This is a genomic window from Allotamlana fucoidanivorans (genome assembly GCF_045788535.1).
GTDB classification, from domain to species: domain Bacteria; phylum Bacteroidota; class Bacteroidia; order Flavobacteriales; family Flavobacteriaceae; genus Allotamlana; species Allotamlana fucoidanivorans.
This window is the reverse complement of the sequence record NZ_CP074074.1, coordinates 799798-821992: the sequence shown is the minus strand read 5'-3', so window position 1 is coordinate 821992 and position 22195 is coordinate 799798. Positions and strand designations below refer to the sequence as shown.

Sequence of the window (22195 nt, the reverse complement as noted above, 5' to 3'; positions counted from 1 at the left end):
TCTTGAAGGCCTATTAATGTGTTACATGCTTAATCATTTAAAATTACTTGTTTTTTTTATCTTGTTTTTTTCTTTACAGGTAGGAACGGCGCAAGATTATATTTCAATTCCAGAGAGTTATTTTAGTAAAACCTCGTTGCTTAAACATCTAAGGTCATTATCCTCTGATGCTTTTGAAGGCCGAAAAACAGGAACTGTTGGAGCAAAAAAGGCAAGAAAATATATAATTAATCAATTTCATGCGCTTAAAGTTGAGCCATTGGAAAAATCATATGAACAATTTTTTAGTTTTTATGAAGATAGAAAACAATATCAAGGGGTTAATGTTATTGGCTTAGTAAAAGGAAAGGAGTTTCCAAAGGAGTTTATTGTAATAAGTGCGCATTATGATCATGAAGGTGTTAAAGGTGATGACATTTATAATGGAGCAGATGATAATGCTTCAGGAGTTAGTGCGCTGTTTGCCTTTGCAGAATATTTTAAAGAGCACCCGCCTAAGCACTCGGTCATTTTAGCGGCCTTTGATGCTGAAGAATTAGGACTTCAGGGTTCTAGGTTTTTTATAAATAGCGCTATGGTGCGTAATAAAAAAATAGTCTATAATATAAATATGGATATGATTAGCCGAAGTGCGGAAAATGAATTATTCGCAGCGGGTGCTTTTGAAAATAAAAACTTAAAATATATTCTAAATATGGTTAATACATCACATCAAGTTACAGTTGTTCCTGGGCATGATGGTTTTGATGGATTAGATAATTGGACGTATGCTTCAGACCACGCCAATTTTCATAAAAAAGAAATACCTTTTCTTTATTTTGGTGTAGAAGATCATGAAGACTATCATGAGCCCACAGATACCTATGAAAATATTCATCCCAAATTTTATGTAGAAGCTGTAAAAGCCATCATAGATACATTCAAGCAACTTGATAACTTGTCACTTTAGTTAGTGCTGATGTCCTCCTTGACTCCCTTCATTAATAAGCATAAAACCGCCTTTTGTTAAAACAGATTTGTTTGTAAAATCTTTAGTATTTAATATTTCTGCATGATTTTCAGTTTGCAACCCTATTTCTATATTACGTTTTTCAAAATGATAGGTATTGTTGTTTTCGTTTTTTAAAACTAGGGCAAAATGACTATTATCACTATCAATAATCGCTGTTTTAGGTAGTGCCATCTTTGTTGAAGTGTCTGTAATAATTTTTGCTTCTACAAACATACCAACTATAAAGCGACTACTAGATTCATCCTTTATATGCGCATGTACTTTAACAACTCTTGAGGTTTCATCTATAGTGTTCCCAACTAAATGTACTTCAGCTTCAAAAGTTTCAAATGATGCTTCAGGAATGGTAAATACAATATTTTGGCCTTTTTTAACATTCAGTATATCCTTTTCAAAAACAGATAATTCTAAATGGATATGGTCGGTATCTACAATTTCTAGAATCACATGAGACGGGGAAACGTACATGCCGTGGTTTATATTAACACGACTCACATAGCCATCAATAGGCGAATATAAATGTATAGTTGATGTTATGTTGCCTTGCTTGACTTGAGATGGGTTTATGTTTAACATGTTAAGCTTTTTTTCAAGACTATTATAACGTGCCAGATTACTTTTATAATCGCTTTCTGCTTTTAGAAACACCTTTTGAGAACTGATATTTTCATCAAATAATTTCTTTTGCCTTTCAAATTCAGCCTTTAGGTATTTTAGTGTTTCGTGAACTTCTAAATACCGCTCCTGTAATTCAACATATTCAGGATTTTCTAAGGAAACCAAAAGCTGTCCTTTTTTTACATTATCACCTTCAAGAAGTATGGTGTTTGTAATATAACCGCCAATAAATGTACTAATCAAGGCTTTGTTTTTTGGAGGTACATCTATGGTGCCGGTAGTATGTATTGTTTGATTAAATTGGTGAGGTTCTATTTGCCCTAGCGCCATATCTTGGCCACTAAATTGCGATGAAGTTACAGCAATGGCATTGGAACTGTTAGGCTCCTCAATTACAATTTCTTTTTTTTGCTCAGATGTACCACAAGATAGTATAGAAAGCAAACAGAATAGTATATATAGATGTTTCATGTTTTAAAGGATTAAATAGTTAATAGCAATAATAGTTTGATTGTAAGCATTGAGATTTTCAAGATATGTAAGCTCAATGCTGCTGGCTGTTTCAATACTTTGTATGTATTGAAAAAAGTTGATGGCGCCTTCTTGAAAAGAACGTTCAGCCGTTTTTATAATTTCAAAAGCAAGTGATTTGCCCTGGTTTTCATAGTAGCTCAGTAATTCATCATATTGGTGAAGCTTCGTTAAAAGCGATTTGTATTCTGAATTTAACTTTATACGATAATCATATGCCTCGGCTTCAGCAGATTCTTGGGCTATTTTTGATGCTTTTATCTTTGATGCTTGGCCGCTAAATAAAAGCGGAATTTTTAAGCCAAATTGATACCCTATGATGTTGCCATTTAAAGTGCTATTGGTTCCTTGAAAATATTCAGCACTTAAATCGGGTAAGAGTTGTTGTTGTTCTTTGTGTCTTAATGCTTCGTAGTACAGGCTTGTATTCTCATAGACAGAAAAACCAATATTATTGCCAATGCTCATGGTTTTCAATTCTAGTTTTTGTAGGGTTTCATCTAGAATAGAAATAGAGTCTGTTTGGATCAATCGTTTTAATTGTTCCTGAGCTAAAAGCACCTCCTGTTGTGCTTTTTTATAATCGGTTTCTAAAAGTTTCTGCTTAGATTTTGCACTAATCATTTCTAGGTAATTCGTTTCACCTAACTCAAACCTTCGTTCTGAAGCGTGGGAAAAATGCTGATACAAACTATCCAGAAATTTGTAAACTTTTGTTTTAGTCTTTACATAGCTCAGATAGGCATAGGTTTTGTAAACATCTCTTTTTAAGGTTTCTAGGTTGATGTTGAAATAAGACTTCTGTAAATTATATTTGGCCTTATTTACTTTCTTATCGGCAAAATATAAAGTAGGGAACTTGAAATCTTGAGAGATTCCAAAAACCTGTAATGGCCTATTGTTTATGGCTATATTATTTTCATCATAATGATAATAAATGGACGTTTTATCAAAGCTAAAGGCACTTCCAATAAGCGCTTCGTATTCATTAGTTTTTAATGATTTGGCTTTTAAATGTGCATTGTTTTCAATAGCCAAATTAACAGCTTCTTCGGCCGTTATGGCTTTTGTTTGTGCCTGTACAGGTAATGCTATTAAAATTAGAATTATAACGCTTATGTTTTTTTGTTTCATTTTAAATGGTGTTTTTTCTTCAAACCACGCGTACAGAACTGGTAGTACAACCAATGTTAATATAGTGGCTGTGACTAAGCCTCCTATTACAACTGTGGCAAGCGGACGTTGAACTTCGGCACCCACATTAGTTGAAACAGCCATGGGTAAAAACCCTAAAGCTGCTGCTAATGCGGTTAAAATAACAGGTCTTAAACGTTCTTTTGTGCCTTTTTTAATGCGCGCCTCAATATTTGTGATTCCAGCTTGTTTCAAATCTTTAAAATGCTCAATCAAAACAATGCCATTAAGTACGGCAATACCAAAAAGCGCAATAAAACCAACCCCTGCCGAAATGCTGAAAGGCATATCTCTTAACCATAACAGCAAAATGCCACCAACGGCCGCCAACGGAATTGCAGAATATACCATAAGCACTTCTTTTACAGAACCAAAAGCGAAGTAGAGCAGGATGAAAATCAATACGAGGGCTACGGGTACAGCGATTAAAAGTCTTGATTTGGCACGCTGTAGGTTTTTAAATTGTCCGCCATAAGATACGGTATACCCAACAGGAAGTTGCACCTGTGTTTTTATAATATGCTGTACATCATCAACTACCGACTGTAAGTCTCTTTTTCTTACATTGATACCTACTACTATTCTTCGTTTTGTGTCATCTCTTGAAATTTTAGCTGGACCTGTAGTGTATTTTATTTCAGCCAATTCATTTAAAGGAATTTTTATGCCATTAGGAGTATCAATATACAAGGTTTTTAAATGTTCAATGTTTTTTCTGTTGGAGGCTTCTAGTCTAGCCACTAAATCAAATCGTTTTTCGCCTTTAAATACTTGTCCGAGCGTTTTTCCCGCAAACCCCATGGTTATAATATCGTTGATGTCTGAAATGTTTAAACCATAACGTGCAATTTTGTGCCGGTTATAATGCACGTTCATTTGCGGTAATCCTTCTACTTTTTCTACAATGATATCAGAAGCACCATCTACATCTTGAATTAATGATTTTATTTCATTGGCCTTTTGGGCTAAGACGGATAAATCCTCTCCAAAAATTTTGATAGCAATATCGGCTCTAACCCCAGTAATAAGTTCATTAAAGCGCATTTCAATAGGTTGTGTAAACTCAACTTCCATTCCTGGAATACTATGTAAGGCTTGCTTGAATTTATCAGCTAATTCGTCCTTACTTTCTGCTGAAATCCATTCACTTTTAGGCTTTAGCTTAATAATAACATCGCTTTCTTCCATGCTCATAGGGTCGGTAGGGACTTCGGCAGCACCAATCCTACTCACTACTTGATCTACCTCAGGAAAGTTTTCAAGAAGAATGTTTTCAATTTGAGTGGTGATCTCAATTGTTTTTTCAAGAGAGGTTCCCGTTTTTAAAACGGGCTGAATAACAAAGTCACCCTCATCCAGGGTTGGAACAAATTCACCTCCCATTTTGCTGAATATCCAAATACTTAAAGCTAATAATATACCCGCACTAGAAAGTACAATTTTTCGGTGTTCAAGCGCCCAATGAATAGTAGGGTTATACAAGTTATTTATGAAATGCATTAGTTTGTAAGAAATACTTTTGTTTTGCTGCTTGTTAGGCTTTAAAAACATTGAAGATATAACAGGAACATAAGTAAGACAAAATAACATAGCTCCTATTAAGGCAAAACTAAAGGTAAGTGCCATGGGTTTAAACATTTTGCCTTCCACACCGTTTAATGACAAAATGGGGATAAAAACAATGAGAATGATAAGTTGTCCGAAAATAGCAGAATTCATCATTTTTGAGGCACTTTTCAGAGTAATACCGTCAACGGTTTGCTGCAGTTGATTTTTAGACAGCAAACCAATTTTTGAGCTTTGCGTATTAATTTGAAAGGCTATAAACTCAACAATAATGACCGCACCGTCAATGATAATACCAAAATCAATGGCACCAAGACTCATTAAATTAGCATCAATACCAAACATATTCATCAATGAAATGGCGAAAAGCAAACACATAGGAATCACGGATGCTACCACAAGTCCAGATCGCCAATTTCCAAGCAATAAAACCACCACAAATATCACTATTAGTGCTCCAAGTATTAAGTTTTCTGCTACAGTAAATGTGGTTTTACCTATAAGTTCACTGCGTTCAAGAAAGGCATTTATGTAAACACCTTCGGGCAAACTACTTTCAATAGTAGCTACGCGTTCCTTTACGGCGTTTATAACTTCTTTAGAATTTTCGTTTTTCAGCATCATCACCTGACCCAGTACTTTTTCGCCCTCTCCATTTCCCGTTATGGCGCCAAATCGTGTAGCGTTACCATATCCTACTTTAGCTATGTCTTTAATGTAAATTGGGAGCCCTTCGTTTTTAACAACAATGTTTTTAATATCATCTAAAGTGTTAATTAACCCCTCGCCGCGAATAAAAAACGCTTTGTTGGTTTTTTCAATATAACCACCTCCAGCAACACTGTTATTTTTTTCTAAGGCTTCAAAAACAGCCATATAATTGATATGCATCGCTTTTAGTTTTTGAGGATTTATGGCAACCTCATATTGCTTTAAGTAGCCACCCCAAGTGTTGACTTCAACCACACCAGGAATACCCGAGAGTTGCCTTTTTACAATCCAATCTTGAATGGTTCGTAGCTGTGTTGTTGAATACTTATTTTTATATTTTGGCTTAACATCTAAGATATACTGGTAAATTTCTCCTAATCCTGTAGTAATTGGTCCCATTTGTGGTGAACCAAACCCTTCTGGGATTTTTTCTGAAGCCGATTTTATTTTTTCAGCAATGAGCTGTCTTGGTAAATAGGTGCCTAGCTTATCTTTAAAAACAATGGTAACAACCGATAATCCGAATTTTGAAACAGAACGAATCTCTTCAACTCCAGGTATGTTGGCCATTTCTAATTCAATAGGATAGGTAATAAATTGTTCAACATCTTGAGTAGACAGGTTTCTTGATGTGGTGATAACTTGTACTTGGTTATTGGTAATATCTGGAACAGCTCCAATAGGAATTTGGGTTAAGGAATATATTCCGTAGCCAATAACAAAAAGTGAAAATAGTAGAATAATGAGCTTATTCTTTAAGCTGAATTTTATAATATGTTCAAGCATAATTCAATAATGAATGATTAGTTATAACCATAAAAACGTTATGTTTTGAATGGTTTATAAAATATTCTTAGTAAGAATTATGTTAATTTTGGTGGTTGAAAAACAGAAGGTTTCTCAAATAAGGAGGTTGATTCCTTATAGATAAAATTAAGCGGAATGTCTTTATAGGTTGGTGTATTGTGCGGATACAAATAAAAAGATGTTAATATAAAAGCACTGTTTACATGACAAGTTAAATGTTGGTGTTTTTTAAAAGGTAAATTGTCATGCTCTTTGTGGTCATTTGGGTGCGTTGCCACTTGCTCACCATAATGTTCCATCAGAAATTCAAAAAAAGAATCACCATACATGTCTTTATGATAATTGGCATGTTCTATCAATACATTGAATTTTGAAAAGTCTTCAATGTTGATATTAGCACTTTGAATGAGAATCAAAGTAGAATACAATATGGCTATCATTTTACTCATACCGAGCATAAAAGTACAAAAAAATACAAGTTAAAAACTGTTAAAAATAAGCCTTTAATTGAATCGAGCCTGTGTGTATGGTTTTGCTTGTAGGTGTTTTTCTTCCAAAGTAGTTTAAATTTAAATCTAAAAACCTGGTTAGTTTTCTCTGTGCCAATACGCTCCATGTGAAGTTTTTACCTGGTTGAAGACCTTCTAAAATTTGATAGGCTACGGGAGTGTTTGTGTCCCCATTGTAGGTGTTTGAAAAATAATTAAATATACCATTAAAAGCACTTTTATCACCACTGCCAAGGGTAAAAGAGGCTCCGTAATTATGTTGCTTTAATTGTTCTAAACTTCCTGTTGTATTGTTTTTGTTGGTGCGTTGATAAAAGATGTCAAAGCTTGAATTGTTGTTAAATAAATATGAAATTTTAGGGTTAAGTCGGGTTTCTTTTAAATTGAAGTTTTTGCTTGTAAAATTCTCACTTTTACTATTGTTGGTATGCCATGCGCTCAATAAATTAAAAAGCCAGTTAGTAGCTATTTTATGATTAAAATGAAGCTGATGACTTTGTGTGCTATTTTCAATAAAACCAACAGAAAGCACATTTCTTGTTGTGTTTTTTAAGTATGTGTATGAAGATGTATAATGTTGCTTACCGCGATTAAAGAACAACACGTTTCTAAAGTTGAGCAGCAAACCTAATAGGTCGTCTTCATCGTCTTTAAACGGGTTTAAATTAAAACCGTTATTATTTCGTTTTAACTTTCTGTCAACCAAATAACTGGTTTGATTATAAAAATGTGACCAAAATAGTTTTGACTTACTTTTAGAGACTGCCCATTGGGCAGGGTTTATGGTGAGCGTTTGGCTCAGTCTGTTTTGGTGAGTTTTTACAAATACTCTATTGGGTAGCAAAACTCTAATAAATTTACCTTGATCTTGAAATTGTGCTAATTCAAACTCTTCCAATTCTTGAATACCATTATTATTGTAATCAATCCAAGTGTAGGCGCCTTGCCCGGGTTCTACTTCAACATAGGTGAAATCTTGAAGTGGGAGTGTGCCCGAATTGGTTTCAAAAATGGTATGCCATAGTATAATTTGTTTGAAAAATTTTTGACTAAACTGAAGTCTTGAATTGATTGAGTTTTCGTCCTTTAGGTCTGCTTCCTTACTTTTTAAAGTTCTGTAATTGGCAAAAACAGACAAGTTGGTGTTTTTGTTTTGAATAAGTTTTGATTTCAGATAAATGGTATTTGAGGTATTTACCTTAACAAGATTGTTGTATCTAATACTGTCATTCGTTCTGTTTTTGTAGCCTACTTCGGCAAATATTTTAGTGCTGTCACCTATCCCAACAAAGGTTTCGTATGCTTTAAATTGCTGACTCAAAGGGGTTAAAGAATCATTATGTATTATCCGTTCTTCATTGTTTTCTAAAGATAATTTTCCTCCAACCCAACTCTTTTTTAAGGGGTAAATGAGTTGGTTGTGTGACCGTATAAAATTTGAAGTTTTTGTGTTTGAAGAGGTGTTTAAAAAACTTGAATTAGAAGATATGATAAATTTATTGAGCTTAAGATTTAGGTTAGTAACATGTCTATTGCCCTTAAAACCATTAGAGAATTTTAAAAGTTGAAATTGATAGCTTATCATGCCTTTTTCTTTATGAAAAAGATTCAGACCGCTATAGGTTAAGAACTGATCACCAAAATCTCTTGGGATTTGTCGCCCAGTGGATTGATCTAAATTCCAGTCTCTCTTAAATTCAACATTATATAAGCCTTGAACATTTCTAAAATTTGAACTTACATAATCGTTGTCTGTATAAAGATCAAGATTCCAAGACGTCTCACTATGTATTAAAGATTGATTTATTTTTAGTTTTCCTGCTAATCCGTCGTTGTTATTATTGTCAATAGTTGAAAATAAATTTTGATCAAATTGGCTTCCAGCGGCTTCAAAAATGATATTGGTTTTATTTGAAGGTTTGTAACGCCCGTTAACTACAGCAATTTGTAATTTTTTTGGAGCTACAAGTTGAATGACTGGAGCAAAATTGCCTTGATTTGGGCCAGCGTATTCATAAATATTACTGATGGCATTAACACTACTTAAAATATAATCGCCCTTATTGTCTCCAATCAGACTGAAGGTAACACTATACAGCTCTTCATCAGGGTTGTTTGAAAACACAAAAATGTCATTGCCATTTATAATGTCTTTTCTGTAAAGTATTCTATTTTGGTTATAATCGCTTCTTGTGGCTGATGGTGCTACCATTTTAGTTTCATCATCTCCAGCATTTTTAAGAATATCAACCTGTTCTTCCGATAAGTTTTGTTGTAGAGGCTGGTTTTTAGCATCGTTTTCTGAATATACTGAAACACCAATATCTAACTTTTCGCTGGAGTAGGTGCTCCCGCCAAAACCAACAAACCGAGTATAATTACGTTCGCTATATTGATAGTCAACCGAAATGCGCATTTCTGAAGTAATAGGAAATGTAGCATTAAAAATAATTTCACCCGCGTTATAATCAATAATATAGTCTTGGTCTTCACCACGTTTAGCAACAACACCATTTACATAGACCGTTTCGCTACCAGAAACAATAAGTACAAATAGTTCGCCATTTGGTCCCTTTAATTTGTAAGGGCCTTGGTTGCCCTCTTGCGCAGTAAATTGATCGGTTGTAAATTGCCCTCTTACAATGGCTCCTGCCGCAAATATGCTGGTTTGTGATGTGTCTTCGCCAAGATTGATATTAAAGTTCAAGCCTTGAACACGCTTAGAAAAACTAGAGAAGTATGAATGCTCATTTACTAAATCAATATCTCCTGCCCGAATATTCCATTGGTCACTAAACAACTCAATAAATACTTGGTCAAATTCATCCAGACGTTGTGAATACCCGCTCTCTTGAAGCGGAATATTAGCATCTTGAATAGAGGCTCTTAATGATACTTTATGGTTCAGCTTTCCTGATATTTGAAGGTCTAATTCACTATTTAAAACAGAATTTTGGTTGTTTCCAACAGTAACACCCCTTGAAATACTACCTGAGGTAGATAGCCCATCAAAGGGGATAAATTTTTTTGAAAAGTTAGGTTGTGACAGCTTGTAAAGTACATCATTGTTGGCAGCACTTTCAACAATAATATTTTCGTCTAGTTGTTTGTAAGTCTTTGTTAAGAAATCAGGAAATTTTAAATAATCAATATAAACAGAATCTGTTTCTGGGAGTTTTTTAAAGCTTAGTAAGGCCTTAGCAAAATCTACCGAGTAAAAAGTAGAATCTATAACACGGCCAGATGTTGTTCTTACTGTAAATGTGCTGGAATTAATACTAACACTATCTATTTGAATGTGGTCTTTTACCTCAAACGTTTTGGTTTTATAATTTGAAGGCAGATTCTGCGAATACCCAGAAAAACTAACAAGAACCAAAAGAATATAGGCAAAACATTTCATCAGATAATTAAACTACAAAAAGTTTAAATTATTTTGCAGCACGGCTTGTTAAAACTGCTGTAAAATAATAGTGTAAAAGTAAGCTATTATTTATTTTAGCTGAAATTTAAAAGTTCAATGTCATTGGAAGCGCAACTCGGGCTGAGAACTTCAAATTTAAACATACATGAAAATAATATCATATAACGTAAACGGTATAAGAGCCGCAATTAATAAAGGGTTTATAGATTGGGTTAAAGCCGCTAACCCAGATGTCATTTGTTTGCAAGAAATAAAGGCTATGAAAGAGCAATTAGACCTCGGTCTTTTTAAAGAGGTTGGCTATACGTATCAGTATTGGTTTAGTGCCGAAAAAAAAGGATATAGCGGTGTGGCTATTTTAAGTAAAAAAGAACCCAAACATGTTGAGTATGGCACGGGAATTGCTTCAATGGATGCGGAAGGACGAAACCTACGCGTTGATTTTGAAGGGTTTTCGGTTATGAGCTTGTATTTACCTTCAGGCACGAATGATGCCAGACTGAATCATAAGTTAGAATACATGGATATGTTTCAAGACTATATAAACAACCTTAAACAAAATATACCAAACTTGGTTATTTGTGGTGATTATAATATTTGTCATGAAGAAATAGACATTCATAACCCTAAAATGAAAGGTGTTTCAGGGTTTTTACCTGTAGAGCGAGAATGGATAGGAGGTTTTATAGATAGTGGATTCATTGACTCTTTCAGATATTTACATCCTGAACAACAACAATATAGCTGGTGGAGTTATAGAGCAAATGCTAGAGCCAATAATAAGGGATGGCGTTTAGATTATGCTATGGTTTCGCAACCCCTACAAGAAAATATTAAAAGAGCCGTTATACTTACAGAAGCGGCTCATAGTGATCACTGTCCCATATTAGTAGAAATAGATAAATAATTAATAAACTGAAAAACATGATAAAAAAGAGCGTATTTGCCTTATTAACAGTGCTGGTTTTAGCATCGTGTGTCTCTCCTAAAATATATAAAGATCTTGAAGCTAAATATGCCGATCTAAAAAATGAAAACAGAAAGCTTACAGAGGCTTATGAAGAGTTAATGTCGTCAAAAGCAGCTGCTGAACACGATTATAAAAGAACAAAAAAGGCTTATGATGAAGCGGTAGCACAGCGTGATAAATTGCAGGCTGATTATAATGCTACCAGTGCGAATTTAGAAAACTTGAAATCGTCTTATTCGGCTTTAGAAAAGAATAGCTCGGCGGCTATATCGGCTAATTCTCAAAAAAACAGAGAATTGTTAGCAGAACTGGAAGCTAAAGAGCAGGCCTTATCTGCAGAAATTACCAGACTTGCGGTATTAAAAAAGGAACTGGAAGACCGTTCAAACCGTGTGGCAGAATTAGAAAGTCTTATTGCTGCTAAAGATGCTGCTATGAAATCGTTGAAAGATGCTATATCAAGTGCTTTAACAGATTTTGAAGGTAAAGGTTTAACGGTTGAACAGCGAGACGGTAAAGTGTATGTGTCTATGGAGAATAAGTTACTCTTCAACTCAGGAAGTTGGGCCGTTGGCTCAGAGGGTAGAAGAGCTGTTGAGCAATTAGGAAGTGTGCTTGCCCTGAATCCTGATATTGCTGTTTTAATAGAAGGTCATACCGATAATGTGCCATATAGTGGTAATGGTCCATTAACCAGCAATTGGGATTTGTCTACAAAACGAGCAACCTCTATTGTGAATATTTTAAATGAAAATTCAAGTATTAATCCAGAGAATTTAACAGCTGCGGGGCGTGGGGAGTTTGCGCCAATTGCAACCAATTCATCACCCATTGGAAGAGCGAAGAACAGACGTATTGAGGTTATTTTAACACCTAAATTAGATGAGCTTTCTAAGCTGCTAAATGAGCAATAATGTATAGAGATTTTTATCAAAGAAAATAAATAGAAGTTTTAATAAAAACCTTTCAAATTCTAGTAATTTTGAAAGGTTTTTTATAATTGGCAGACATTTAATGAACGTATTTTTAAATGTCTTATAAAAATAGAATATGAAGTATACCACCATACCAAATACCAGTATAAAAGTTAGTAAAATTTGTTTGGGAACCATGACTTTTGGTAATCAAAATACAGAAAGCGAAGGTCATCAGCAATTAGATTACGCATTTACACGAGGTGTGAATTTTATAGATACAGCCGAATTGTACCCTGTGCCAGCCAATGCCAAAACCCAAGGCGCTACAAGTAGAATTATAGGCACTTGGTTAAAAAACTCGGGTAAGAGAGATCAGGTAGTTATAGCTTCAAAAATAGCAGGACCAGGAGATTATACGGCTCATATACGAACCACTGGATTTAGTCCAAAAGCAATTGAAGAAGCTATTGATTCAGAATTACAGCGTTTACAGACAGATTATATTGATCTATATCAATTACATTGGCCAGAGCGCGATACGAATAGATTTGGGATACGTGATTTTAAGTTAGATACTCAATGGGTTGATAATGTTAATGAGGTGTTACGTAGTTTAGATACGCAGATTAAAGCAGGTAAAATTCGTCACGTAGGGCTGTCTAACGAAAACTCATGGGGAACCATGCGTTATTTACAGGAAGCAAAACAATACAATTTGCCAAGAATGCAAACCATTCAGAATGCTTATTCCTTAATTAATCGGGTGTTTGAAGGTGATTTAGCAGAAGTTTCTATGCGAGAGCATATAGGTTTATTAGCCTATTCGCCAATGGCATTTGGGGTGCTTTCGGGGAAATACATCAAAGGAACGGCTTTAAGCAATGCAAGACTTAAATTGTTTCCAAGATTTTCCAGATATAGTAGTGAAGCTAGTACCGAAGCCACTAAACGTTATTTAAAGATAGCCGAGGATAATAATATGACTTTGGCACAAATGAGCTTAGCTTTTGTAAACCAACAGCCGTTTGTAACCAGTAATATTATTGGTGCCACTAATTTAGAACAACTTAAGGAAAATATAGCCAGTATTGAGGTAACACTTTCAGATGAGGTTTTACAGCAAATAAATGTAGTACACCAAGCTATACCTAATCCAGCCACTTAAAAAAGTTTATAAGCCTAATAAAAACAAAAAACCCTTAACTAGTATCAGCTAAGGGTTTTTGTTATTTGATTTTATCACCATTTTTATCAAAAAAGTGATATTCTAAATATGTGTAAGCATCACGGGGTAATATTTTAACCCACTTTTTGTGTTCTAAAAACCATTTAGAACGAATAGATGGAAAGCCTTTTGTTAAAAAGGCTGCTATAAAAGGATGTGTGTTTAGGGTCACCTTTTTATAGTCTTTTTTTAATAGTTTTTCAAGATCATGGGTGATGGTTTGCACCAATCCTATGGGTGCTTCAACCTCTGAACCATTTAGGTTATTAGGGTTTTCTTCACGCGTTTTTATGTTCATCTCAGGGCGAACTCGTTGTCTTGTTATTTGTATCAATCCAAACTTGCTAGGCGGCAATATTTTGTGTTTAGCTCTATCGTCCTTCATTTCATCACGAAGAAAGTTAAAGAGTTTTTGCCTGTTTTCAGCATTGGTCATATCAATGAAGTCTACTACAATAATACCCCCCATATCACGTAAACGCAATTGGCGCGCAATTTCAGCAGCAGCTATTAAATTGACTTCCAGTGCTGTATCCTCTTGACTATTGGCTTTATTTGATCGATTACCGCTATTCACGTCAATAACATGAAGGGCTTCGGTGTGTTCAATTACCAAATACGCACCTTTCGCCATAGATACAGTTTTGCCAAACGAGGTTTTTATTTGACGTTCTATTCCAAATTTTTCAAATATGGGAACTTTTGATTGATACAATTTAACTATTGATTCTTTTTTTGGTGCAATTTCTTGCAAATAATCTTTGATTTGATAATATAACTCTTCATCATCAACAGTAATGCCTGTAAAGGTGTCATTGAATATATCTCTTAAAATAGAAGAAGCTTTATTCATTTCGCCTAATACTTTACTGGGGTGGTGAGCTTTATGTAGCTTTTTGCACATTGCTGTCCATCGACTGAGCAAATGTTGCAAATCTTTATCTAGCTCAGCTACTTTTTTGCCTTGTGCTACGGTACGTACAATTACGCCAAAACCTTGGGGAGTGATACTCTTTACCAGGCGTTTTAGGCGGTCTTTTTCATCGCGGTCTTCTATTTTTTGTGAAATAGAAATGCGGTTTGAAAAAGGAACTAAAACAATATATCGACCAGCTATAGAAAGCTCAGAACTTATTCTTGGTCCTTTGGTTGATATAGGTTCTTTTACTATTTGTACCAATAGCGACTGATTAGATTTTAAGACATCGGCAATTTTACCGTCTTTCTCAATATCTTTTTCAAATGGGAAATCTTTTAAAGAAAAATCTTTTAGTTTACCTGTGCTTACACGTTTAATGAATTTTAAAAGAGAAGGTAGCTTTGGCCCTAAATCATGATAGTGCAAAAAGGCATCTTTATCATAACCTACATTTACAAATGCAGCATTTAGTCCAGGAACCGCTTTTCGTATTTTGGCTATAAACACATCACCAACAGAAAAGTTGTTACTATCTTCATCCTTTTGTAATTCAATGAGTTTTCCATCTTTTAATAAGGCAAAATCAACATTTTCGGAACTAGATCTAATGATCAATTCTTTATCCATTGTGTTAATTTTTATCCATACTTTTCAGTGAATAGTTAAAAGTTAATCGTTAATGGCGTTACTGCCAATAACTAATAACCAATTGCTAATAACCAAATGGTACAGATGGATTATACATTATTTTTTGTCACAGGATTTTTATCCGTGGAGCTCAAAATACATCGTTAAAATGCTAAAAAATTTAAGAGCTCATGTCAAAGAACTTTGTTGTTTTTCAAATCAAAAAAAGTAGTTAACCTAACTACTTTTTTGATTTATTTTTTCTTTTTGTGACGGTTAGCGCGTCTACGTTTCTTACGTTTGTGAGTCGCTACCTTATGTCTTTTACGTTTTTTACCACTTGGCATAAATAGTGTCTTTTTTAAATTAATAATTCGTTTTAATGCTGAACCTGACTAGCAGGTGTGTTTTATTTAACGTCTACATTTGTTTTAACGCCTTCAACAAATACTTTGGCAGGCTTAAATGCAGGAATGTTATGTGCTGGTATTTTAATGGTTGTGTTCTTAGAAATATTTCTTCCTGTTTTTTCTGCTCTTGTTTTAATGATAAAGCTTCCAAAACCTCTTAAGTAAACATTATCACCACCTTCTAAAGAAGTTTTTACTTCTTCCATGAATGTTTCAACAGTTGCTTGAACATCACCTTTTTCAATTCCTAATTTCTCAGAAATTTTTGCTACTAAATCAGCCTTCGTCATTTTAATATTATATTTTGGGTTACTATAAATTCTAAAAGGGATGCAAATATAGGAATTTAATATTCAATATTTCAAACCTAATTCACTAAAATTTAATATAATAAACGTTTATTTTTGTTCGCCCTATTACAATCATGTATGCAATTTTCTAAAAAGTTAATTAATTGGTATTCAGTTAATAAGAGAGTTTTGCCTTGGCGAGAGACTAAAAACCCCTATTATATTTGGTTGTCTGAAATTATTTTGCAGCAAACACAGGTTAAGCAAGGTTTACCATATTATGAAGCTTTTGTCGCACAATATCCTACTGTTTTTGATTTGGCAAATGCCGAAGAAAGAGAGGTCCTTAAATTGTGGCAAGGCTTAGGATATTACTCGAGAGCAAGAAATTTACATGCTTCTGCAAAGCATGTGGTTAATGCGTTAAAAGGTGAGTTTCCAAAAACATACAAAGAACTCCTTAACTTAAAAGGTGTTGGTGATTATACGGCAAGCGCCATAGCGTCTATTTGTTATAATGAACCAACGGCGGTAGTTGATGGTAATGTATACAGAGTCTTATCTCGCTATTTTGCCATTTGCACACCCACAAATGGATCAAAGGGTGTTAAGGAGTTTAAACTATTGGCTCAAGAATTAATTGACCAAGATAATCCTGCCGAATTCAATCAAGCCATAATGGAATTTGGTGCTACTTGGTGCACACCTAAAAATCCGAAATGTATAAGTTGTGTATTTCAAGATAGCTGTTTGGCGTTTGCTCATAATAAGGTAGAAGATTATCCGGTTAAAATAAAGTCAGCAAAGGCAAAGGTTAAATATTTCAATTTTCTGGTATTTATTTCTGATGATGGCAATACCATTATAGAAAGACGGAAAGGCAAAGGTATTTGGCAGAATTTATATCAATTTCCATTGGTAGAAACCAAGAAAGCTGTTGATTATACAACCTTTAGGAATCAAATAGAACAGCATCATTTATTGAAAAACATACCATTTAAATTGTCACTATATAATTCAGAGGCTATTGTGCACAAGCTGTCTCACCAACATTTATACACTAAGTTTTGGATTGTTAACGTTAATAGACTTCATGCCGAAGGCATTTCTGTTAATGATATAGAACAATTTGCAGTGCCTGTTTTAATTGGTAAGTTTATTGATGCTTTTAATTTTAAGTAGTTTCCTAATCACAATCATATTTTTTTATTAATTTTAAAAAAATGAAAAGCAATTGACTAATTTTGTTTTTCAAATTATAAAACATTATGTCAGGAACTTTAAATAAAGTTATGTTAATTGGTCATTTAGGTGATGAAGTCAAAATGCACTATTTTGAAGGTGGTGGTTGTGTAGGACGTTTTCCTTTAGCAACTAACGAAACCTATACCAATAAGCAAACCAATGAACGTATTACCAATACAGAATGGCATAATATAGTGGTGCGAAATAAGGCTGCTGAAATTTGTGAAAAATATTTGACCAAAGGTGATAAGGTGTATATTGAAGGGCGGTTGAAAACAAGAAAATGGACTGATGATAAAGGTAATGAGCGTTACTCAACAGAAATTCAGTGTAATGATTTTACGTTTCTTTCTACAAAGCGGGAAAGTGAGAATAACGCTCAAAATACAGCTTCGGTACAGCCTACTAACGTGTCCAAGTCAACTGAAAACTTTGAGCCTTTAGTTGATGATAATGATGATCTTCCTTTTTAATTGATGGTAGCGTATTATCAAAAATCTATGTTTAATTAAAGTGTGTTTTTTGGATCCTGACCCTGCCAGTTTGATACTTTTAATAATAGCAATTGACGCTTCAGTTGTTTTTAGTTTTGTGTTGCTCTTTGTCTTACTACTCTGTTCTGCACTTATTTCGGGTGCCGAAGTGGCTTTATTCTCATTAAATATTAATGATATACAAGAAAGTCTTGAACAAAAAGATAAGCGTATAGAAATCGTTTCTAGGCTTTTAGAGCGTCCTAAAAAATTACTCGCCACCATTCTAGTGGCCAATAACTTTATCAATATAGCGGTTGTTATTCTATTTGCTTATTTAGGGGATTATATGTTTGGTGGTTTAACCAATCCAAAAATTAAGTTTCTTATTGAAGTTGTTGTGGTTACCTTCCTCATTTTGCTATTTGGCGAAATACTACCAAAGATTTATGCTAGTAGAAATAATTTAAAGTTTGCGTCTTTTATGGCCCATCCGTTAAGGGTTTTAGATGTGGTGTTATCACCCATTAGTTTGCCTATGCGTAGTGTGACTTTGGGCATTCATGGTAGGTTAGGTAAAAAAAGGTCTAATATCAGTGTAGATCAGTTGTCTCAAGCATTAGAGCTAACTAGTGAAGAAGATACTACTAAAGAAGAGCATAAAATTTTACAAGGTATTGTGTCATTTGGTAATACAGATACTAAGCAAGCCATGAGGCCACGAATAGATATATTTGCTTTAAATATAGAGCAAAAATATTCCGAAGTAATGAAAGAAATTGTGGCTAATGGGTATTCTAGAATCCCTGTTTATCGAGATAATGTAGATACTATTGAAGGTATTTTATATGTGAAAGATTTGTTGCCATACATTGATAGAAAGCAGTTTGATTGGACACGCTTACTTCGTGACCCCTTTTTTGTGCCTGAAAACAAAAAGCTGGATGATCTAATGGCTGAATTTCAAGAAAAGAAGGTGCATTTGGCGGTTGTGGTTGATGAATATGGCGGTACTTCAGGAATTATATCCTTAGAAGATATTATTGAGGAAATAGTGGGAGATATAAGTGATGAATTTGATGATGAAGATTTAACTTACTCTAAGCTTGATGATAAAAACTACGTATTTGAAGGTAAAACGGCGCTAAAAGATTTTTATAAGATTACCAAAATAGAAGATGATGCACTTTTTGAAAATAATAAAGGCGAAGCAGAAACCATAGCAGGCTTTGTTTTAGAGATTTCGGGTAGTTTTCCTAAATTGAATAGCAAAATAAATTTTGAACATTATGTGTTTACCATTGAAGCTATGGATAAAAAGCGTATTAAACTCTTAAAATTCACCATTAACTCATGAGAAATCACCTCTGTATTATAGTTTTTATATGTTGTTTGTTTGCTTGTGGAGATGACGTGGTGCCAAAACCCAAGGCCTATTTACGGCTAGAATATCCTGAAGCTAAGTATGAAGCTGCCAATTTAGACTTGCCTTTTACATTTGAAATAAATAATCTAGCAACAGAGGTTACGTTGAAGTCTGTAAAAGCTTCAACAAAAAGTTATGGCATTAATTTAGAATATCCTGCATTAAAAGGAACCATTTTTTTAACCTATAAGTCGGTAGAAAATAGCAAGGAAAATTTGAATGACTTTTTAAGAGATGCTCAAAACTTTACTCAAAAGCACACTATTAAAGCTGATGAAATTCCTGTAGCATCTTATGAGAATACAGAACGTAACGTTTATGGTGCATTGGCTGAGGTTAAAGGAAATGTAGCGTCGCCCGCACAATTTTACGTAACAGACAGTGTGAACCATTTTTTAACAGGATCGTTATATTTTTATGCAAAACCTAATTACGATTCTATTCTTCCTGCGGCACATTATTTACAAAAAGACATTAGGCATATTATGGAAACCATCAGGTGGAAATAAAAAAAGGTTTCACTATAAGAAACCTTTTTTGTATTCTATTAAAACTGATTTAAGTCTTTAATTAGGCTGTTTTCTTAGCACAACAAGCTTTTTTACAATCAGCATTGCAGGCTGTTTTTTCTTCTGCCTGAATATCTTTTTTGCAACATGCTTTTTCGCAACCTGGTTTACAAGTTTTTTCTGTGGTAAAATCATTTACCGTTTTCATATCGCTTACTTTGTACGTATCAGAAACATTAGCAACAGCTTCGGTAAGGCTCATAGGCGTAACTTTTGCCTCATCATATTCAACCATGGCTAATTTTTTATCAAAATCAACAGTGGCCGATTTTACACCATCCATTTTTGATATTTTTTTCTGAATAGTCGCTGCACATCCAATAGCACAAGTCATTCCTTCAATGGTGAATTCTGCTTTGGCATAAGTAGCATGGGGGTCTGTGGTGTTAACTTCTTGTGTTTCAGAAGCAACTTCAACCGTTTTAACTTCTGGATTTGAATTGTTTTTGCAGCTTAATGCAGTAAAGCCAATTAAAACAATAACTAAAATATGTTTCATAATTTTCATAACTTAAAATTTATAGGTTAGTGCAAAATTACTAAATATTCAGAGGCATTTTAATGTTATATGAAAAGAAATATACCCTGTTTTTATAAATAAAAAAAGAAGGATTAAATGAAAAGCGGTTGCAAATCAAGTTGTTGCTGGTTATGTTTTTGCCATGAAATTATTTTTATTCAAGAAAATTCACGAAATTTAAGAGAAATAATTCCCTTTTGATATGAAAAAATTATCCATTGCATTACGTTTTGGCTTAGTAACAAGTGCCGTTTTAATAGCCTATTTTTTAGTTTTGGCTTTAGTAGATAAACATACAAATCCTGCATTTAGTTTTGTGAATGCTATTATTACAGGTTTAGGAATTTATGAAGCTATCCGATTACATAAACTTGAAAATCCAAGTGCTTTTTCCTATGGCGAAGGGTTTAAAACAGGTATAATTACGGGATTTGTGGCTACGTTGATTTTTACCATTTTCTTCTTGTTTTATGCCACAGAAATTAATAATACGTTTATTTCTGATTTGATTTTATCTATACATAGCGGATTGAATGCCGATATAGGTATGGTAGCGTTTGTAGTGGCTGTTATGGGGTTTGCTACAACCGTTGTAGCTACCTTAACAGTTATGCAGTTGTTTAAAAACACTAGAAACATAGTAAAGTAGTTTTTGCTCTTCAATAAACAACTGATTTATATACTTTTTTGTTACGGCTTAATGAGGTGTGTTTGGTTAAGTTAAATGTTTGTTACTAAGAGATTTGGGTTGTATTAAGCGATTTCATGGCATAATTTTTCAGAGAAATACAATGACTTTTTTTAAAATTAAAGCTTAAGGTTTGTAGTTTAATTATTTAGCAGTATATTTGCACTCATTTTTAATAAAAATTAATTAATAAAAACGTTACGCTATGTACGCAATTGTAGAGATAGCAGGGCAACAATTTAAAGTTGAAAAAGACCAAAAAGTTTTTGTTAATCGTTTACAAACTGAAGAAGGTGAGAAAGTTTCTTTCGATAATGTTCTTTTAGTTGGTGATGGTGACAATATAACTGTAGGCGCCCCGGCTATAGACGGAGCTCAGGTAGGAGCAAAAGTCTTAAAACACCTTAAAGGTGATAAAGTTATAGTTTTCAAAAAGAAAAGACGTAAAGGTTACCGTGTAAAGAATGGTCACCGTCAATCTTTAACTGAAATTGTAATTGAAAGCATTGCTGCTTCTGGATCTAAAAAAGCAGCCCCAGCAAAAGCAGAAAAGAAAGCAGAAGCTGCTCCTCAAGCTGAAGAAACTCAAGATTTAAGCAAATTAACAGTTGCTGAATTAAAAGAGTTAGCAAAAGCTAAAGGTGTTGAAGGGATTTCTTCAATGAAGAAAGCTGATTTAATTGCTGCTTTAAGTTAATATAAAAACTAAAATCGAAATAAAATGGCACATAAAAAAGGAGTCGGAAGTTCGAAGAATGGTAGAGAATCAGAATCGAAACGCTTAGGGGTTAAGATTTTTGGTGGTCAAGCTGCGTTAGCTGGAAACATTATCATAAGACAACGTGGTAACACACACCATCCAGGTGAGAACGTATACCAAGGAAAAGATCATACCTTACACGCTAAAGTTGATGGCGTAGTTAAGTTTACTAAGAAAAAAGATAACAAATCGTATGTTTCTATTGAGCCTTTTGAGGCTTAGAAAAGAAAATAAAGTTATCTTATAGAACGAATAAAATAAACCCTACTAAACATAGTAGGGTTTATTCGTTATTTATTATATATATTACAAAAATAGCCTTGCAACTTGCAAGGCTATTTTTTGAGTTTAGTTTGTCTAATTCAGAAATTAGTATTTAGCAAACTTTAAAGTTCCAGACGCTGATGTTAAGATATACATGCAAGATTTTAATGTAGAAACACTAATTTCTCTTGAAAACTCACCATTTAAAACAGACTGGCCTAATAAATTATAAATAGCATATTTGCCACTCACTGCATTATCAACCACTATAGTATCTAAACGGCTGTTGTAATAAGCGGCTAACTTTGTTTTGTTAAAGTCTTTTGTGCTTAAAGCATAATCTACAACTAAGACAGGGGAATCATTACCGTAAGTGAGACTTGTTGTTCCAAGGTTGGCATTGCCAGTATCTCGAGGTTGACCACCTGAACGTTTTCCATAAACTGTCATGTCAGCTGTTGGTGCATTTATATAACTTCTAACTGGAGGTATAGAGGTTGGTACCTAGGTCTTGTTCTAA

General features: G+C 33.9%; 19 protein-coding genes. 11 read left to right on the top strand and 8 right to left on the bottom strand.

The genetic code is table 11. The annotated features are described in order from the left end of the window. The first annotated feature begins 25 nt into the window (after positions 1-25). Complete coding sequence (locus KFZ70_RS03875; protein WP_139696948.1) at positions 26-949, top strand: M28 family peptidase; 924 nt, start codon at positions 26-28, stop codon at positions 947-949. On the opposite strand, the gene KFZ70_RS03870 is transcribed toward KFZ70_RS03875, so the two are convergent. From KFZ70_RS03870 to KFZ70_RS03855, 4 genes are all read right to left on the bottom strand, one after another. Further along, positions 950-2101 (bottom strand): efflux RND transporter periplasmic adaptor subunit, encoded by a 1152-nt coding sequence (locus KFZ70_RS03870; protein ID WP_139696951.1) that lies wholly within the window; start codon positions 2099-2101, stop codon positions 950-952. A 3-nt stretch (positions 2102-2104) separates the two neighbouring features. Then, positions 2105-6418, bottom strand: coding sequence for a CusA/CzcA family heavy metal efflux RND transporter (locus KFZ70_RS03865; RefSeq protein ID WP_139696953.1), 4314 nt, complete (start codon positions 6416-6418; stop codon positions 2105-2107). Between the two features lie 77 nt (positions 6419-6495). Next, positions 6496-6888 carry a hypothetical protein gene (locus KFZ70_RS03860; protein WP_139696954.1) on the bottom strand — a complete coding sequence of 131 codons (393 nt, stop codon included), beginning with the start codon at positions 6886-6888 and terminating at the stop codon, positions 6496-6498. A 40-nt stretch (positions 6889-6928) separates the two neighbouring features. Beyond that, positions 6929-10351: a hypothetical protein gene (locus tag KFZ70_RS03855; RefSeq protein ID WP_139696957.1), complete on the bottom strand. Its 3423-nt coding sequence runs from the start codon at positions 10349-10351 to the stop codon at positions 6929-6931. A gap of 166 nt (positions 10352-10517) precedes the next feature. Between KFZ70_RS03855 and KFZ70_RS03850 the strand changes: the two genes are divergently transcribed. The 3 genes from KFZ70_RS03850 to KFZ70_RS03840 all read left to right on the top strand — a co-directional run bounded on the left by KFZ70_RS03850 (position 10518) and on the right by KFZ70_RS03840 (position 13424). Further along, positions 10518-11279 carry an exodeoxyribonuclease III gene (locus tag KFZ70_RS03850; RefSeq protein WP_139696958.1) on the top strand — a complete coding sequence of 254 codons (762 nt, stop codon included), beginning with the start codon at positions 10518-10520 and terminating at the stop codon, positions 11277-11279. A 17-nt stretch (positions 11280-11296) separates the two neighbouring features. Beyond that, the gene (locus tag KFZ70_RS03845; RefSeq protein ID WP_139696961.1) at positions 11297-12256 is read left to right on the top strand and encodes an OmpA family protein; all 960 of its coding nucleotides are present in this window, start codon (positions 11297-11299) and stop codon (positions 12254-12256) included. A gap of 136 nt (positions 12257-12392) precedes the next feature. Beyond that, complete coding sequence (locus KFZ70_RS03840; RefSeq protein ID WP_139696962.1) at positions 12393-13424, top strand: aldo/keto reductase; 1032 nt, start codon at positions 12393-12395, stop codon at positions 13422-13424. 61 nt (positions 13425-13485) lie between these two features. On the opposite strand, the gene KFZ70_RS03835 is transcribed toward KFZ70_RS03840, so the two are convergent. Beyond that, complete coding sequence (locus tag KFZ70_RS03835; protein WP_139696964.1) at positions 13486-15030, bottom strand: ribonuclease E/G; 1545 nt, start codon at positions 15028-15030, stop codon at positions 13486-13488. A gap of 409 nt (positions 15031-15439) precedes the next feature. Next, on the bottom strand, positions 15440-15760 hold the full coding sequence (locus tag KFZ70_RS03830) for an HU family DNA-binding protein (RefSeq protein WP_262709371.1): 321 nt from the start codon (positions 15758-15760) through the stop codon (positions 15440-15442). Positions 15761-15868: 108 nt separating this feature from the next. On the opposite strand from KFZ70_RS03830, the gene mutY reads away from it, so the two are divergent. The 4 genes from mutY (at position 15869) to gldD (ending at position 19383) form a co-directional block, all read left to right on the top strand. Then, the gene (gene mutY, locus KFZ70_RS03825) at positions 15869-16912 is read left to right on the top strand and encodes an A/G-specific adenine glycosylase (protein WP_139696966.1); all 1044 of its coding nucleotides are present in this window, start codon (positions 15869-15871) and stop codon (positions 16910-16912) included. 86 nt (positions 16913-16998) lie between these two features. Next, positions 16999-17448, top strand: coding sequence for a single-stranded DNA-binding protein (locus KFZ70_RS03820; RefSeq protein ID WP_139696968.1), 450 nt, complete (start codon positions 16999-17001; stop codon positions 17446-17448). Between the two features lie 49 nt (positions 17449-17497). Next, on the top strand, positions 17498-18805 hold the full coding sequence (locus KFZ70_RS03815) for a gliding motility-associated protein GldE (protein WP_139696970.1): 1308 nt from the start codon (positions 17498-17500) through the stop codon (positions 18803-18805). Further along, positions 18802-19383, top strand: coding sequence for a gliding motility lipoprotein GldD (gene gldD, locus KFZ70_RS03810; RefSeq protein WP_139696972.1), 582 nt, complete (start codon positions 18802-18804; stop codon positions 19381-19383). Before KFZ70_RS03815 ends, gldD begins: the two co-directional genes overlap by 4 nt. 61 nt (positions 19384-19444) lie before the next feature. Here the strand turns inward: gldD and KFZ70_RS03805 are convergent, their stop codons facing one another. Further along, entirely contained in the window at positions 19445-19942 is a 498-nt protein-coding gene (locus tag KFZ70_RS03805; RefSeq protein WP_233244045.1) for a heavy-metal-associated domain-containing protein, read from the bottom strand. Positions 19943-20165: 223 nt separating this feature from the next. Here KFZ70_RS03805 and KFZ70_RS03800 point away from each other — a divergent pair, with 223 nt between their 5' ends. From KFZ70_RS03800 to rpmA, 3 genes are all read left to right on the top strand, one after another. Then, positions 20166-20612: a DUF4199 domain-containing protein gene (locus tag KFZ70_RS03800; protein ID WP_139696977.1), complete on the top strand. Its 447-nt coding sequence runs from the start codon at positions 20166-20168 to the stop codon at positions 20610-20612. A 244-nt stretch (positions 20613-20856) separates the two neighbouring features. Next, a complete protein-coding gene (gene rplU / locus KFZ70_RS03795; RefSeq protein WP_139696979.1) occupies positions 20857-21348 on the top strand; it encodes a 50S ribosomal protein L21 in 492 nt (163 codons plus the stop codon). Positions 21349-21372: 24 nt separating this feature from the next. Then, entirely contained in the window at positions 21373-21633 is a 261-nt protein-coding gene (gene rpmA, locus KFZ70_RS03790) for a 50S ribosomal protein L27 (protein WP_136480425.1), read from the top strand. A 147-nt stretch (positions 21634-21780) separates the two neighbouring features. On the opposite strand, the gene KFZ70_RS03785 is transcribed toward rpmA, so the two are convergent. Beyond that, the gene (locus tag KFZ70_RS03785) at positions 21781-22125 is read right to left on the bottom strand and encodes a hypothetical protein (protein ID WP_139696981.1); all 345 of its coding nucleotides are present in this window, start codon (positions 22123-22125) and stop codon (positions 21781-21783) included. Between the last annotated feature and the right edge of the window lie 70 nt (positions 22126-22195).